The organism is Vibrio sp. V01_P9A10T6, assembly GCF_963877065.1.
GTDB lineage: Bacteria > Pseudomonadota > Gammaproteobacteria > Enterobacterales > Vibrionaceae > Vibrio > Vibrio anguillarum.
The window spans coordinates 1-14,591 of record NZ_CAWNTB010000212.1; the positions used below are offsets into that span (position 1 = coordinate 1).

Consider the following 14,591-nt stretch of genomic DNA (forward strand, 5'->3'; position numbering starts at 1 on the left):
ATTTTGGGACAGGCTACGGTGGTTACTCATATATACAAAATCTTGGCATTTCTTGTATTAAAATAGATAAGATGTTTATTGATACGATTGGAACTGACGACTTAAAAATAAAGGTACTCAATTCCATTATTCTCTCAGCACAAGAAGCGAATATTGAAATTATTGCTGAAGGCGTTGAACGCGAAGACCAAGTTGATTATCTTGCTACTCGTGCTGTGTATCTTATCCAAGGATTCATCTATTCTAAACCCTCACCGATTGAACATATTTTGCAAAATTAATAATTCCTGAAGTCGGGAGAAATCACACCATAACCAACTTTATTATGGCGTGATCTTACCTGATCTCCATTCTACTTAGGAGAAAATCAGTGCTTTCAGGCTGGCTTGCGGATCAATATCTTCAAACTCTGGTGGGTTTTCTAGGCGAGCTTGAAAAGTGAGTGATGGCGCTTCCACCTTCATCCCTTCGATTAAAAAATCGCAGGTTACGGCTGGTGAATTAACGCATGCAAGCACTTCGCCGCCTTGTTCTAACAGCTCAGGTAAACGGCGTAAGATACGTTGATAATCTTTAGTCAGCGCAAAGCTGCCTTTTTGAAACGAAGGAGGATCAATAATAATCAGATCATATGGCCCTGATTTTTTGATTTTTCCCCAAGACTTGAAAATATCATGTCCAAGAAACTTCACTGAATTGAGATTGTGGCCATTCAATTGATGGTTTTCACGGCCTTTAGCCAGTGATGCTTTGGCCATATCGACATTCACAACTTGGTCAGCACCACCAGCAATAGCCGCTACTGAAAAACCGCAAGTATAGGCAAATAGATTCAGTACATTTTTATGTTTAGCGTGAGATGAAACCCACTCACGGCCGTAGCGCATATCCAAAAACAGACCAAAATTCTGGTTACGCCCAATGCTCAATTGGTACTTTAAGCCATTTTCGATCACCACAGGGTAAGGGTCTAATTCTCCCCATACTGTTTCTGAAGGCGCGCCATCGGCATATCGATGCTGAAGTAAGACACAACGACCTTGATTTTCTAGCCATAACGGACGGGTTGTTAGGTGCGACAAACCCGCTTTTAACTCCGCGAGAAAATCTTCTTCGACATTTTTAAATAAGTTGACGACTAACTGCCCTTGCAACCAGTCACAGGTGAGCTGCTCTAGACCTGGCCACTGACGACCTCGGCCATGAAATAAGCGGCGAATTTCACCGGTATTACAAGAGAGCTGCTGCTCAATATGGGTAAAAAAGTGAGGAAGCGCTGAGCGTTGCATTGTTTGTTCTGTCATTTGTTTACTTTCGGCCAAACTAGATTCCAAGGTGTTAACCAAGATTCAATCCCTTGGCTAACAATGTCTGAGTTCCATTTCTGCCCCATCGCTACTTGATTGCGTGGGTCGCAGATAAATTGATACCACTGATCCTGATAGCAAAAACGTAACGCAAAAGCGTGTAGATAGCCTCTATCTGAATCATCATGAGAATGATAAATCGGGTCACCGACAATCGCAGAGCCGAGTGATTTCAAAGCAACCCTAATTTGGTGGGTTTTTCCGGTAAAAGGTTTACATAAAAAGAGACGTTCACCCGGCTCAGCAGAACAGGAAAAAAACTGCGTTACTGCAGGGTTATTTTGTGTCGCTACTAACTTCCACGACGAACGTCGAGAGCGTTCCATATCACCGCTTATCAAACCCTGTTTCTTTTTAGGCTTTTTACTGCCAATGGCAAGATAGAATTTCTCGACTTCCCTTGCTGCAAAGTTTTTAGACAACTCACTGGCCGCAGCTTGGTGGCGGGCAAGTAATAAAATGCCGGACGTCATTTTATCCAACCGATGAACTAAGTAGAGCTGGCCATCACCTGAAACCTTACCCACTTCTTGCAGCAGCATCGTATCCCCGTCATCTTTGTGTACAGAAACATTGGGATGCTTGTTGATGATGAGAAAATCATTGTGAGTATAAAGAATATCAAACATGTGAATCACTAACTGCAGAATAGGCGGCTGAGTATAGCGTTAAACAACACAGATACCAATAAATGCAAGGTTCAAGGCCGTAGGATGATAAAAAGGCTCTCGGATGAGAGCCTTAGGAATGCGCTAAATTAATGAATAAGCAAAGACCATTAAAATCGCCACGGGGCAAACAAAACGCACGTACCATGGCCAAATTTTCCAGAATAGGCTTTGTGCAATGTCTGGGTTACCTTGTTTGATCTCATCAAGCAATTTATTACGATGCCAAACCCAACCCACCACAATAGCCCAAACCACACCTAATAAAGGTTGCATATAGACGGTCGAGACGTTAGCCACTAGGTTAAATAACGCCCCAAAGTTAAGGGAAATGATGATGCTCAGCAGCGCAATGGCTCCACCGATCATCCATGTTGCTTGGCTACGAGTCATTTTTAGTTCATCTTGCGCGCAAGATACTGGCACTTCTAGCATAGAAATTGAAGAAGTTAGCGCTGCGATAACCATCAAAATAAAGAAACCAAAACCGAGCAACACCCCTGCACTGCCCATATTATCAAACATCGCAGGCAGCACGGTGAAGACTAAATCGCCTGAACTCATCAAGTTGCCTGCATCATCAAAAATTTCGACACCATGATTTTTAGCCACAAACATTGCAGGGAGAATCAAAAGGCCAGCTGCAAACGCCACTCCTGTATCAATCGCCGCGACTTGCGCCGCTGTTTTTGGCAAATTAACATCTTTCTTAAGATATGAGCCATAAACGATCATCGCTCCAACGCCTAAAGAGAGAGAGAAGAAAGCTTGCCCCATTGCGTCTACTAATAAACTGGGAGTGATGTGCGCAATATCAGGGATCAAATACATCTTCAATCCTTCCATTGCCCCATCTTGGGTAAAGATATAAGCAATCATGGCGCCGAATAGAATAAAAAGCACTGGCATCAAACGGGTAGACCATTTTTCAATGCCGTCCGCGACACCTTTTCGCACAACATAAATAGTGAGCAAAGAAAATGCGAGAGCCAGTAAAACATTGCGTAAGCCGCTAAAATTCACTAACCAATCGGCCGCCGTCTGTAAACCCAACAAGCCTAATATAGGGGATGCCGCAAAACCCATAAGCCATCCGGCAAGAATGGAGTAAAAACTGAGGATCATCGATGAGGCAATCATCGCAATAATGCCAAACAGTGCCGCCGCCGCACGATTTTTGGTCCAGATACTTCTTAAAGAAGCGATGGGGTTAGATTGTCCATGTCGCCCGATCGTCAATTCCGCAACCAGCATTGGAAACGCCAGCAAGAATACCATTGCCAAATAAATCACTAAAAATGCCGCGCCACCATTACTTGCCGCTTTGGTCGGAAAACCCCACACATTCCCTAGGCCAACCGCAGAACCTGCAGCCGCCATAATAAAACCAAGTCTCGATGAGAAATGACCTCTTGAACTACTTGCCATAAACTATTTACCAATGTTGTGTTTGTTAGGCAGTGCTAAAAGTGAGTGTAAACTTTTAATTACACAAGTTATAATTTTTAGTCGCACTGAGATGGTGGCAAGTAAAACAGTTTGAGATTAAAATTGGAAGTCCGAACGATATAAATTATGGATTAGACCGTAGTTTTATAGTTCAATTGTTGCTTTTTTATCCTCAGATCATTTTTTTAAACTGCTATGATCACTTTAGTAACACAATTCATCTGTTACTATTTTCATATTATTCACGCGATAAACTTCCTTACTTTTCCCTTTCCCTTTACTATCGTGACTTATTCTATCGACAAGATTAATGGCATGGACAAGGTTTACCACGTTCTTACTTTAGCTGGCATCGCACTCTATTGGTTTTTGGTCGCCGCAGTCACGCTACGCGTTGTATTGAAACGCCGAGCGGTGAGTGTTTCTCTGGCTTGGCTGATGGTGATTTATATCATTCCGATTGTGGGAGTGATCTGCTACTTTCTTTTTGGTGAGCTAAATTTAGGGCGCAAGCGTGCAGAGCGTGCGAAGGAAATGTTTGCTCCATTTGGTGATTGGTTTAGACAGCTTAACGATTGCCAGGCTCATGCCCCTGAGGGAATGGGTGCTCAAATTTATAAAATTGATGAACTGTGTAACCACCGTATGGGGATTCCGGCCTTAAGTGGTAATACGTTATCACTGCAAACCTCCCCTAACGAAATTCTGCATTCCATCATTGCCGACATCGAACAAGCTCACACCAGTATTCAAATGGTATTTTATATTTGGCACCCAGGTGGATTGGCGGATTCGGTTGCGTCGGCTCTGATCCAAGCGGCCAAACGGGATGTGCACGTTAAGCTGCTGCTTGATTCCGCAGGGAGCCCCCGCTTCTTCAAAAGTCATTGGTATACCATGATGAAAGACGCAGGAGTTGAAGTCGTCCAAGCGTTAGAAGTGAGCCCGTGGCGGATGTTCTTACGCCGCTTAGACCTACGCCAACATCGTAAAATCATTGTTATCGACGATAAAATTGCCTACACAGGCTCGATGAATTTGGTTGACCCAGCCTATTTCAAGCAAAACTCCGGTGTGGGTCAATGGGTCGATATTATGGTTCGTATTACCGGGCCTGCGGTCAATGTGCTGTCCGCAGTACATTGCTGGGATTGGGAGGTGGAAACAGGAACACGCATGTTGCCAGCACAACCAGAATGTACTATCGCTCCAGATCAGCCCCATCATCCAGTACAGGTTGTCCCCTCTGGCCCTGGTATGCCAGAAAACTTAATCTCCCAAGTGTTAACACTGGCGATTAATCAGTCAAACCAATCCGTTAGGATCACTACCCCTTACTTTGTGCCTAGTGCAGACCTATTAGCAACGCTAAAAATGACCGCTCAGCGCGGTATCAATGTTGAGATCATTATTCCACATAAAAATGACTCATTGATGGTCAAATGGGCATCTCGCGCATTCTATGGTGAGCTACTGGAAGCCGGGGTGAAAATATACGAATTCTACGGTGGTTTGCTGCACACGAAATCCGTCGTGATCGATAACCAGTTCTGTCTTGTCGGTACAGTGAATATCGATATGCGCAGCCTATGGCTCAATTTTGAAGTCACGCTCGCGATTGAAGACCAATCCTTCACTCAGGAAATGAACTGGCTACAGCAACACTATATAGAACAATCTCACTTGGTTGAGCTACCAATATGGGAGCAACGCCCGCTGTATCATAGGTTTTTTGAACGATTATTCTATCTGTTTAACCCTCTGCTATAAACTTTTTATCTGACTGGGGTTGCCAAGCTAGGCAACTCCATGTTTTAAATAACGAACTCTCTCCCAGACAAGGATTTCGGATGTCAGAAGGTAAAAAAACACTGTTGGTCAATGCGGGTCGTAGTAAAAAGTGGACCAATGGCGTTGTCAACCCACCTATTCAGCGCGCCTCTACCGTTGTATTTGATAGTGTGGCTGAAAAAAATCAGGCCACTGTCAATCGGGCTAATAAAACACTCTTTTATGGACGCCGTGGTACTCATACGCACTTTGCGTTCCAAGAAGCAATGGTGGAAATTGAAGGTGGCGTCGGTTGCGCGCTTTTCCCTTGCGGTGCGGCCGCCATTGCCAATAGTATTCTTTCCTTTGTGCAAACGGGTGACCATATTCTGATGGTCGACACTTGCTATGAACCTACTCGTGATTTTTGTGAAAAAATCATGAAAAAAATGGGCATAGAAACGACCTACTACCCACCGACCATAGGTGAAGGGATCCGTGCTTTGATCCAACCCAATACCAAAGTGTTGTTCACTGAATCGCCCGGTTCGATCACGATGGAAGTGCAAGATATCCCGACCCTAGCGCGGGTTGCACATGAGCATGACATCATTGTCATGCTGGATAACACTTGGGCGGCGGGCGTGAACTTTTCACCTTTTGAACATGGTGTTGATATTTCGATCCAAGCGGCGACGAAATACATTGTTGGCCACTCAGACGTGATGTTAGGAACAGCGATTGCCAATGAAAAATGCTGGGATCAATTGCGAGAGCAAAGCTATTTGATGGGACAATGTGTCTCACCTGATGACGCTTATTTAGGGCTACGAGGGCTAAGAACGTTAGATGTTCGCTTACGTCAACATGCTCAAAATAGCTTAGCCATTGCGCACTGGTTAGCAGAACAACCTGAAGTGGATCATGTTCGCCATCCTGCGCTAGAGACTTGTCCTGGACATGAGTTTTATCAGCGTGATTTCACTGGTGGTAACGGACTGTTTTCATTTGTATTAAAGAGCAGTGATACAAAAGCTACGACGGCTTTGCTCGATGGCATGCAACATTTTAGTATGGGATTTTCATGGGGTGGGTTTGAAAGCTTGATTTTAGCTAATGAACCCAAAAGCTTTGATAGTTTAAGAACCGTCGCACACCCGCACTTTGCAGGTACACTGATTCGAGTGCATATTGGTCTTGAAGATGTAGACGATCTGATTGCTGATCTAAAAGCGGGATTAGAACGCTACAGTGCACAGCTTGCTCTGCGTGCATAATATGAGCGGAAGACCAAAAGGCCGCTGAATCTTCAGCGGTCTTTTGCATATTAGGTTACCCTGAAAAATTAACGCTTGGGGCAATCAGCCAAATGATCATTCACCATACCCACCGCCTGCATAAAAGCATAACAAATCGTTTCGCCAATAAACTTGAAGCCTTTTTTCTTTAGAAATTGGCTCATCGCCTTAGACGTGGGCGTCGATGTAGGGATATCACTCATCTGCTGCCAATGATTGAGCACTGGTTGACCATCCACAAACTGCCACAATGCTTTGGATAAGGAACCATACTCTTGCTGCAACAGTAAAGCCGCTCGTGCATTGGAATAGACAGAGGCAATTTTGCCTTTGTGCTTCACCACATCGAAATGTTCGATAATATAAGGTGCCCGCGTTTCGTCGTACTGAGCAAGTTTTTCAAGATCATAGCCGTCAAAGGCTAAGCGATAACCTTCGCGCTTTTTCAAAATCGTAATCCAGCTCAGCCCAGCTTGCGCACCTTCTAACGTCAAAAATTCGAACAACTTGACATCATCGTAAACGGGAATGCCCCACTCATTATCGTGATAATCGCGCTCTAAAGGGTGATTCATCGCCCATGCACAAGTCATTTCTGTATGATGCTTCATTTTTTGTTTCCTTACCCTTACCTTCATTTGCGGTGTCAGTTGAACAATGACACTGCAAATCTACGTGCCTAGCTTTACTTTTTAAAGCTGATTAAACTCACGATTGACTTTAAATGCTTCAGAGGTGACATAAGCCTCCATTTTACGGATTTTCTGATCCACTCGAGTTAAATCTTGATCCAATGTCGCCAGCAAAGCTTCGGCGGTTTGTCCTTGCTCCCAAGGCTTATTCTTCAATGTATGTTCGCGTTGGGCTTTTAGCGTTTCAACATACTGAGTAGGCTGCTTTTCTAACATCAGCATCAAGGCCATATAAGCTAAAAGCACTAAAAAACCACCACCGAGTAGTGCAGCCGAGATAACCAATATACGCACCAACCAAACTTCTAACCCAAGATAATTAGCAAGCCCAGCGCATACGCCAGCTATTTTGCCATTGACCGGATCTTTGTAGAGTTCTCGGCTAGCCATGATTTTGCCTCCAAGTCGGTGATTCAGCATCTAAGATGCGTTCAAGGGTTTCAACACGGCTTTGCAGTTTTTCCGCTTTTTCAGATAACGCTTTAATCCGCTCTAAATCCTCTTGTGACAATGAGTTGCTGCTATGTCGTTTACCTCTGTAATGCAGAAAAAGCCATATCGGTGCAACAAAAATCAAAAAGACAATCAGTGGACCTGCGATAAAAAATGATGACATATATGCCACTCCTCGTTATTGGTTTTTGTCCATTTGTTGTTTCAGTTTTGCTAGCTCTTGTTCAATTTCATCTTGCGCTTGAAGTTCAGCAAATTCTTGGTCGAGTGACTTAGCGTTACCGGACATAGCGTAGAGATCGGCTTCAGCTTCAAGTTCATCGACTTTACGCGAGTACTGTTCAAACTTCGCCATCGCTTCATCAGTACGGCTAGTATGCAAATGACGTTGCACATCACGACGGTTGTGCGCAGTTTGGCTACGAAGTGCCAAAGCTTGTTGCTTCACCCGTGTTTCGGCAATTTTGGCCTCTAACTTACCGATTTCCCCAGTCAATTTATCGATAGTTTCTTCTACCAAGGTTTGTTCAGTGTGCAAGCCTTTCTGCATTTCTTGCAATTTCTTTTTTTCAATTAAAGCAGCGCGAGCGAGATCTTCACGCTGTTTAGCAAGCGCCAAGGTCGCTTTCTGTTGCCAATCTTCAATATGAGAGGCCATAGAATCCACTTTACGCGCGAGCTCTTTCTTATCCGCAATAGCTTTGGCCGAATTGGTGCGTACTTCCACCAAGGTGTCTTCCATCTCTTGGATGATTAAGCGGATCATCTTTTCAGGATCTTCCGCTTTATCTAACAGTGCACTGATATTCGAGTTTACGATATCGGCAAAACGAGAAAAAATACCCATGTTCAATCTCCTGATTAGTTGTTCATGACGATGTAGTTATTGGTGAGCCATTTTGAATCGCTCAAAACGTTAAGACGAGAAGAGATAACCAAGTTTCATGCCATATATAAATCTATTGATAATCAATAAATTAGATAATATCTCATAGAATGAGATTACTGTGCTATGATGATTTTCGCCAAGAATTGGTGAATTTAACCACCCTTTCAATCACAGTGTGGAGAGTGAACATGCAACAAAACTTACTGGGTGAAGCGCCTCAATTTTTATCGGTACTGGATAAAGTCTCTAAGCTTGCACCGATTGATAGGCCGGTATTAATTATTGGCGAGCGAGGAACGGGCAAAGAGTTAATCGCTCAGCGCTTGCACTATCTTTCCAAACGTTGGGACCAACCACTGGTTTCGTTAAACTGTTCAACCTTGAGTGAAGGGTTAATTGACTCTGAGCTCTTTGGTCATGAATCAGGCTCGTTTACCGGAGCCAAAGGACGTCACCAAGGACGATTTGAACGGGCAGAAGGTGGAACTCTTTTTTTGGACGAGCTCGCCACCGCGCCGCTTGCTGTACAAGAGAAACTACTTCGAGTGATTGAATATGGACATTACGAACGTGTCGGCGGTAGCCAACGGCTTAATGCGAATGTCCGTATCGTCTGCGCAACCAACGCCAATCTTCCACAATTAGCTGAAATTGGAAAGTTTCGAGCTGACTTACTCGACCGACTGGCCTTTGATGTGATCCAGCTTCCACCGCTAAGAGAGCGAAAAGAAGATATTATGCCACTTGCTGAGTATTACGCGATTAAGATGTGCCGTGAACTGAACTTAGCGCTCTTTGTCGGGTTTAGTGCAGAAGCGGCAGAGCAGCTTCAACACTACTTGTGGCCGGGAAATGTGCGTGAACTTAAAAATGTCGTGGAGCGTGCTGTCTATCAACACGGAACGGGCTCCCATCCGATTGAAAACTTGGTTTTTAACCCTTTTGCTAATGAGTGGCACAAACCAGATGACCTTACTGGCAATCTCTCCACAGATCGCCATACTTACACGACTGGCTTTGAATTTCCGATGGATTACAAAACGTGGCAGGAGGATCAGGACAGACAGCTACTGAGTGCCGCGCTCAATGCCAGTAAGTTTAATCAAAGACAAGCTGCAGAATTACTCGGCTTGAGCTACCACCAATTGAGAGGTATGGTGAGAAAATATCAACTCGTCGGCAGCAATGATGATTAACCCTAGGTTTAGATCAACAAAAAATGGTAGATTATCAGGATTTTGAGGCATAATGATTAGCTTTGTTTGCCCTACTTCTCACAGTTATTTCTCTTTATGAAAACATTGATACGATTCGCACTAGGAATATGCAGCTTTAGCCTACTGATAGGCTGTAGCGAACAAATTGACCATAGTAAAATTCGCCAGAGCGGATTCGTATATTGTGGTCACGGCAATCCCACCACTTTTAACCCACAATTGGTTGAGAGCGGCATTACGTCTGAAGCTCTCAGCCCACAGATTTACGACACGCTGTTGCAATTGAACTCAGAAACCTTACAACCGGTACCGAGCCTAGCCACGAGTTGGACGGTGAACCTACAAGGTACAGAGTATACGTTCAAGCTAAACGATGGCGTTCAATTTCAATCAACCGCTTGGTTTACACCGACTCGCGCTCTTAATGCCGATGATGTGGTCTTCAGCTTTCGCCGAATCATTGACCCAACCAACCCATTTCATTACGTCAATAGTGGCGTCTACCCATGGTTTGCGGGTATTGATTTCAAAAACTTGCTGATCGATGTTCAAGCTCTGGATGAACTCACGGTTAAATTTACCCTCAGCCGTCCCGACAACTCTTTTTTATCCAATATCGCCACCAGTCACGCCGTCATACTCTCTTATGAGTATGCTAATCAATTAGTGATTAAGGATGAAAAAAGCATGATTGACAGTCATCCTGTTGGCTCAGGACCTTTTTATCTCGACGAATTTAAAGTCAATGACCTTATCCGCCTTCGTCGTCATGGTGCTTATTGGAATGGCGTGGCGAAGATGGAGCAAGTCGTATTTGATGTCTCCAACCGAGGGACTGGTACACTCGCCAAACTACTACGCTATGAGTGTGACGTACTTAGCTCGCCGATTTCAAGTCAGATCCCGATCATCAAACAGCAAGCAGAAATCAAACTGAATGCCAAACCAGCAATGAACGTCTCGTTTATTGCTGTAAACACATCTCATCCTGCACTTAGTGATGTTCGCGTGCGTAAAGCGCTTAATTTCGCGATCAACCGCCAAAATATTTTGGACTCGGTCTATTACGGTACAGGGAGTATTGCTTATAACCTACTGCCGCCGTCATCTTGGGCTTACCAAAAAGACAACGTTCACATTCGCTATGATCGTAATTACGCGATCGCATTACTTAAAGAGGCCGGCTATTACGCCAATTTGGAATTGACGATGTCAGTCCCTTCAGAGCCTCATGCCTATAATCCAAGCCCACGTAAAACTGCTGAGCTAATTAATGCGAACTTGGCCGACATTGGTATTACATTGCATATCATCACCCAAGACCGTCTCGATCGCTCAAATTTGATCCAGCACGCTAACGCTGATCTGATTTTAACCGGTTGGAATGGAGATACCGCAGACCCAGATAACTTTTTGCGTCCACTGCTCTCTTGTAATTCCGAGCGTTCGGGGCTCAATGCCTCTATGTGGTGTAATAGTGATTTCGATTTTCTACTCGATTTGGCCTTGGAAGTAGACAAGCCGCGCTATCGCCTTAACTTATACAAACAGGCGCAAAATATTTTGAACGAAGAGTTTCCGGTTATCCCACTGGCACACGGCATGCAATTTAAAGCGTACAATAAAACGCTAACAGGCTTTAAACTCAGTCCGTTTAATGTACAGCCATTCAATACGGTTGAGAGGATCGAATAGTGTTTTTATATACGGTACGCAGACTCAACTTATTTATTATCACATTACTCATTTTGACTATGGTCGGGTTTGCTCTGTTGCGCTTAGATCCCCACTCGCCTCTAATGGACCATGGTTTCTGGTCGGGTTGGTCAACCTATTTAGGGCAACTACTGCAACTCAATTTTGGCGTCAATCACAGTGGTGTCCCGATTGTGGACGAACTGGCGATGGTCTTTCCAGCAACGCTGGAGTTATGCCTCATTGCGTTTACTCTCTCTTTGTTAATTGGTCTCCCTATTGGTACGCTCGCAGGAATGAAGCAAGGTAAATGGATTGATACCGTCATCTCCTTCACGTCAATGTCCGGCTATTCAGCCCCGCTATTTTGGGTGGCTCTACTGATGATCATGGTCTTTTCTCTTCACTATGAATGGCTTCCCGTGTCAGGACGTTATGATCTACTCTATCAAGTAGAACACGTAACTGGTTTTGCGTTAATCGATGCTTTTTTCGCTGAAGGTAACTACCGTGCCCATGCTTTGCAAAGTGTTATTGAACATATGATTTTGCCCTGTTTGGTGCTGGCTCTAGCACCGACGACACAAGTGGTGAGCCTGATGCGCTCTTCGGTAGCCGATGTAATGGCCCAAAACTATATACGCGCCGCTCGGATTAAGGGCTTAAGTCACTACGAAATTGTGACTGCTCATGTGCTGAGAAATGCAATTCCACCTATTATTCCTAAATTCGGGGTTCAGTTATCGAGTATGTTAACGTTAGCAATTATTACTGAATCCATCTTCAACTGGCCGGGAATCGGCCGTTGGCTGCTCGATGCATTATCTAACCAAGATTATGTCTCCATTCAAGCCGGTGTGATCGTAGTTGGTACGCTCGTTCTCACAGCAAACATTCTGTCTGATTTGATTGGCGCTATGGTTAACCCGCTGGTAAGAAAGGAATGGTATGCTAACAAATAACATTTATCAGGAAGAGCATATTCCAACTCAGTTTGAGCGGTTTTGGCGCAGCTATCGCAATAACAGTTTGGCGATGTTTGGCTTGTGGTGCTTAGGACTCATTGTGTTGATTACCCTCACCTCTCCTTGGATAGCCCCTCATGATCCACAGTTGCAAACGAGCAACCTATTAATACCGCCTTCTTGGGATCCTGCGGGTACTGTCGAATTTTTCTTAGGTACCGATGATTTAGGCCGAGATATCTTGTCACGGTTGATTGATGGTACCCAATACACCTTCGCTGCCGCTATTTTAATCACCGCTATCGCGGCTGTGATCGGCTGTTTTATCGGCATTATGGCAGGCATGACCAAAGGATTATTGTCCAGTACATTGAACCACTTACTCGACACGGTCATGTCGATTCCATCGTTGCTGCTTGCCATTATTTTTGTGGCACTACTCGGTTTTGGCGAGTTCAATATTTTGCTTGCGATTGGTTTGGCACTCATCCCTCGCTTTGTTCGTTCGGTGTATATTGCCGTACACAACGAAGTAGAAAAAGACTATATCCTCGCCGCACGTTTAGATGGTGCCAATGACTTTTATCTGTTGTGGAACTCCATTTTACCCAATGTCCTTGCTGTCATCGCCAACGAAATAACACTCGCGTTATCCATTGCCATCTTAGACATCACCGCTTTGGGCTTTCTTGGTTTGGGTGCTCAAGCACCAAGCACCGAATGGGGCACCATCTTAGGTGATTCAGTTGAGCTGATTTACCTCGCACCGTGGACAGTCACTCTCCCCGGTTTAGCGATTATGTTTACGGTGATCATCATCAACTTAGTCGGTGAAGGTGTACGACAAGCTCTGAATGCAGGGGTGGAATAATGCCATTATTAGATATTCGCCATCTCACCATCGAAATTGATACGCCACAAGGCATGGTCAAAGCAGTCGATCGCATGAGCTTAACCATGAACGAAGGCGAAATTCGCGGATTGGTGGGAGAATCCGGATCAGGAAAAAGCTTGGTGGCTAAAGCCATCGTCGGAATATGCAAAGATAATTGGACCATCACCGCCGACCGCATGCGCTTAGGTAACATCGATCTACTTCAGCTGACGCCGCGCGAACGCCGGCGAGTGATTGCCCGCGACATCGCGATGATTTTTCAAGAACCGTCAACCTGCTTAGACCCTTCAGATGAAGTGGGAAAACAGCTGATTGAATCAATTCCATCGCGCACATTTGAAGGCAAATGGTGGCAGCGTTTTACATGGCGTAAAAAACAAGCCATTGCCCTTTTACATAAAGTAGGAATCAAAGAGCACGCGCGCATCATGAGTAGCTACCCCTATGAGCTAACTGATGGTGAGTGTCAGAAAGTGATGATTGCGATGGCTATCGCAACCAAACCAAAAATTTTGATTGCTGATGAACCAACGAACGATTTGGACCCCATTACCCAATCACAGATATTGCGCCTGCTCAGCCGGATGAACCAGGTTAATAACACCACGATTCTATTGATTGGCCACGACTTAACCACCATTACCCAATGGGCTAACCGTATTACAGTGATGTACTGCGGTCAGTCTGTTGAGTCAGCCGATACCCAGAAAATATTGAGTGAACCCAAACACCCTTATACGGCTGCACTACTGAAAGCGATGCCTGATTTTAGTGATTGGATCCCGCATAAAGAAAAATTGCAATCCTTACCGGGTTCCATTCCACCCTTGCAACATTTACCGATTGGTTGCCGGTTGGGGCCTCGCTGCCCCTATGCTCAGCGCCAATGCGTTGAAATACCGTATCCACAACGTATTAAAAATCATAAGTTTGCCTGCCATTTCCCACTCAATATGGAGCAACAGTCATGAGTGCGTCATTATTAGAAGTGAACGGGTTAACTAAAGATTTCATTACCCGCTCAGGCCTGTTTCGCAAGAAAATTCAGCATGCGGTCAAACCGGTCAGCTTTACGTTAGAAGCGGGGCAAACTATTGGTTTTATTGGCCAAAATGGTTCTGGCAAATCGACATTGGCACGAATGCTTGCCGGGATGGTTGAACCCTCGGCTGGTGAGATACGCGTTAATGGAGAGTTATTGGAACACAAGGATTACTCCACGCGCTGTAAGCT

16 protein-coding genes are annotated in these 14,591 nt (G+C 44.7%); 9 read left to right on the top strand and 7 right to left on the bottom strand.

What is annotated here, in order from left to right; all coding sequences use genetic code 11:
• Positions 1-281 (top strand): EAL domain-containing protein (locus AACQ21_RS16520; protein ID WP_146127519.1); only part of this gene is annotated, 281 nt, incomplete at its 5' end.
• 75 nt (positions 282-356) lie between these two features.
• On the opposite strand, the gene AACQ21_RS16525 is transcribed toward AACQ21_RS16520, so the two are convergent.
• The 3 genes from AACQ21_RS16525 to AACQ21_RS16535 form a co-directional block, all read right to left on the bottom strand.
• On the bottom strand, positions 357-1,289 hold the full coding sequence (locus AACQ21_RS16525; protein WP_105976582.1) for a class I SAM-dependent methyltransferase: 933 nt from the start codon (positions 1,287-1,289) through the stop codon (positions 357-359).
• An 11-nt stretch (positions 1,290-1,300) separates the two neighbouring features.
• Positions 1,301-1,996: a TIGR01621 family pseudouridine synthase gene (locus AACQ21_RS16530; protein WP_017046192.1), complete on the bottom strand. Its 696-nt coding sequence runs from the start codon at positions 1,994-1,996 to the stop codon at positions 1,301-1,303.
• A gap of 123 nt (positions 1,997-2,119) precedes the next feature.
• The gene (locus tag AACQ21_RS16535; protein WP_013857032.1) at positions 2,120-3,463 is read right to left on the bottom strand and encodes a sodium-dependent transporter; all 1,344 of its coding nucleotides are present in this window, start codon (positions 3,461-3,463) and stop codon (positions 2,120-2,122) included.
• A gap of 336 nt (positions 3,464-3,799) precedes the next feature.
• Between AACQ21_RS16535 and cls the strand changes: the two genes are divergently transcribed.
• Both cls and AACQ21_RS16545 read left to right on the top strand, forming a co-directional pair.
• Positions 3,800-5,254 carry a cardiolipin synthase gene (gene cls, locus AACQ21_RS16540; RefSeq protein WP_105976578.1) on the top strand — a complete coding sequence of 485 codons (1,455 nt, stop codon included), beginning with the start codon at positions 3,800-3,802 and terminating at the stop codon, positions 5,252-5,254.
• 80 nt (positions 5,255-5,334) lie between these two features.
• The gene (locus AACQ21_RS16545) at positions 5,335-6,531 is read left to right on the top strand and encodes a cystathionine beta-lyase (RefSeq protein WP_105976579.1); all 1,197 of its coding nucleotides are present in this window, start codon (positions 5,335-5,337) and stop codon (positions 6,529-6,531) included.
• A 68-nt stretch (positions 6,532-6,599) separates the two neighbouring features.
• Here the strand turns inward: AACQ21_RS16545 and AACQ21_RS16550 are convergent, their stop codons facing one another.
• From AACQ21_RS16550 to pspA, 4 genes are read right to left on the bottom strand one after another with little or no spacing between them, the layout of a single operon-like run.
• Positions 6,600-7,190 carry a DNA-3-methyladenine glycosylase I gene (locus AACQ21_RS16550; RefSeq protein ID WP_013857035.1) on the bottom strand — a complete coding sequence of 197 codons (591 nt, stop codon included), beginning with the start codon at positions 7,188-7,190 and terminating at the stop codon, positions 6,600-6,602.
• 54 nt (positions 7,191-7,244) lie between these two features.
• Positions 7,245-7,634: an envelope stress response membrane protein PspC gene (gene pspC, locus AACQ21_RS16555; RefSeq protein ID WP_013857036.1), complete on the bottom strand. Its 390-nt coding sequence runs from the start codon at positions 7,632-7,634 to the stop codon at positions 7,245-7,247.
• Positions 7,627-7,860, bottom strand: a complete 234-nt coding sequence (gene pspB / locus AACQ21_RS16560; protein ID WP_026027627.1) for an envelope stress response membrane protein PspB — start codon at positions 7,858-7,860, stop codon at positions 7,627-7,629. The genes pspC and pspB overlap by 8 nt, the downstream gene beginning before the upstream one ends.
• Positions 7,861-7,875: 15 nt before the next feature.
• The gene (pspA, locus tag AACQ21_RS16565) at positions 7,876-8,544 is read right to left on the bottom strand and encodes a phage shock protein PspA (RefSeq protein ID WP_026027628.1); all 669 of its coding nucleotides are present in this window, start codon (positions 8,542-8,544) and stop codon (positions 7,876-7,878) included.
• Positions 8,545-8,774: 230 nt separating this feature from the next.
• Between pspA and pspF the strand changes: the two genes are divergently transcribed.
• The 6 genes from pspF to AACQ21_RS16595 all read left to right on the top strand — a co-directional run.
• Positions 8,775-9,782, top strand: coding sequence for a phage shock protein operon transcriptional activator (gene pspF, locus AACQ21_RS16570; protein ID WP_181185533.1), 1,008 nt, complete (start codon positions 8,775-8,777; stop codon positions 9,780-9,782).
• Between the two features lie 96 nt (positions 9,783-9,878).
• Complete coding sequence (gene sapA, locus AACQ21_RS16575) at positions 9,879-11,498, top strand: ABC transporter substrate-binding protein SapA (protein ID WP_105976583.1); 1,620 nt, start codon at positions 9,879-9,881, stop codon at positions 11,496-11,498.
• The gene (locus AACQ21_RS16580; RefSeq protein WP_105976581.1) at positions 11,498-12,460 is read left to right on the top strand and encodes an ABC transporter permease; all 963 of its coding nucleotides are present in this window, start codon (positions 11,498-11,500) and stop codon (positions 12,458-12,460) included. Before sapA ends, AACQ21_RS16580 begins: the two co-directional genes overlap by 1 nt.
• The gene (locus AACQ21_RS16585; protein ID WP_013857042.1) at positions 12,447-13,334 is read left to right on the top strand and encodes an ABC transporter permease subunit; all 888 of its coding nucleotides are present in this window, start codon (positions 12,447-12,449) and stop codon (positions 13,332-13,334) included. The genes AACQ21_RS16580 and AACQ21_RS16585 overlap by 14 nt, the downstream gene beginning before the upstream one ends.
• Positions 13,334-14,329, top strand: a complete 996-nt coding sequence (locus tag AACQ21_RS16590) for a peptide ABC transporter ATP-binding protein (RefSeq protein ID WP_010320232.1) — start codon at positions 13,334-13,336, stop codon at positions 14,327-14,329. The genes AACQ21_RS16585 and AACQ21_RS16590 overlap by 1 nt, the downstream gene beginning before the upstream one ends.
• The coding region (locus tag AACQ21_RS16595) for an ATP-binding cassette domain-containing protein (RefSeq protein ID WP_146127520.1) at positions 14,326-14,591 on the top strand (266 nt) is incomplete at its 3' end. The genes AACQ21_RS16590 and AACQ21_RS16595, both read left to right, overlap by 4 nt.

Excerpts from the sequence above, each read along its gene's own strand:
- pspA (WP_026027628.1), bottom strand. The coding sequence starts at position 8,544 with ATGGGTATTTTTTCTCGTTTTGCCGATATCGTAAACTCGAATATCAGT.
- AACQ21_RS16530 (WP_017046192.1), bottom strand. The coding sequence starts at position 1,996 with ATGTTTGATATTCTTTATACTCACAATGATTTTCTCATCATCAACAAG.
- AACQ21_RS16585 (WP_013857042.1), top strand. The coding sequence starts at position 12,447 with ATGCTAACAAATAACATTTATCAGGAAGAGCATATTCCAACTCAGTTT.
- AACQ21_RS16525 (WP_105976582.1), bottom strand. The coding sequence starts at position 1,289 with ATGCAACGCTCAGCGCTTCCTCACTTTTTTACCCATATTGAGCAGCAG.
- sapA (WP_105976583.1), top strand. The coding sequence starts at position 9,879 with ATGAAAACATTGATACGATTCGCACTAGGAATATGCAGCTTTAGCCTA.
- AACQ21_RS16535 (WP_013857032.1), bottom strand. The coding sequence starts at position 3,463 with ATGGCAAGTAGTTCAAGAGGTCATTTCTCATCGAGACTTGGTTTTATT.
- AACQ21_RS16590 (WP_010320232.1), top strand. The coding sequence starts at position 13,334 with ATGCCATTATTAGATATTCGCCATCTCACCATCGAAATTGATACGCCA.
- pspC (WP_013857036.1), bottom strand. The coding sequence starts at position 7,634 with ATGGCTAGCCGAGAACTCTACAAAGATCCGGTCAATGGCAAAATAGCT.
- pspF (WP_181185533.1), top strand. The coding sequence starts at position 8,775 with ATGCAACAAAACTTACTGGGTGAAGCGCCTCAATTTTTATCGGTACTG.
- pspB (WP_026027627.1), bottom strand. The coding sequence starts at position 7,860 with ATGTCATCATTTTTTATCGCAGGTCCACTGATTGTCTTTTTGATTTTT.
- cls (WP_105976578.1), top strand. The coding sequence starts at position 3,800 with ATGGACAAGGTTTACCACGTTCTTACTTTAGCTGGCATCGCACTCTAT.
- AACQ21_RS16550 (WP_013857035.1), bottom strand. The coding sequence starts at position 7,190 with ATGAAGGTAAGGGTAAGGAAACAAAAAATGAAGCATCATACAGAAATG.
- AACQ21_RS16545 (WP_105976579.1), top strand. The coding sequence starts at position 5,335 with ATGTCAGAAGGTAAAAAAACACTGTTGGTCAATGCGGGTCGTAGTAAA.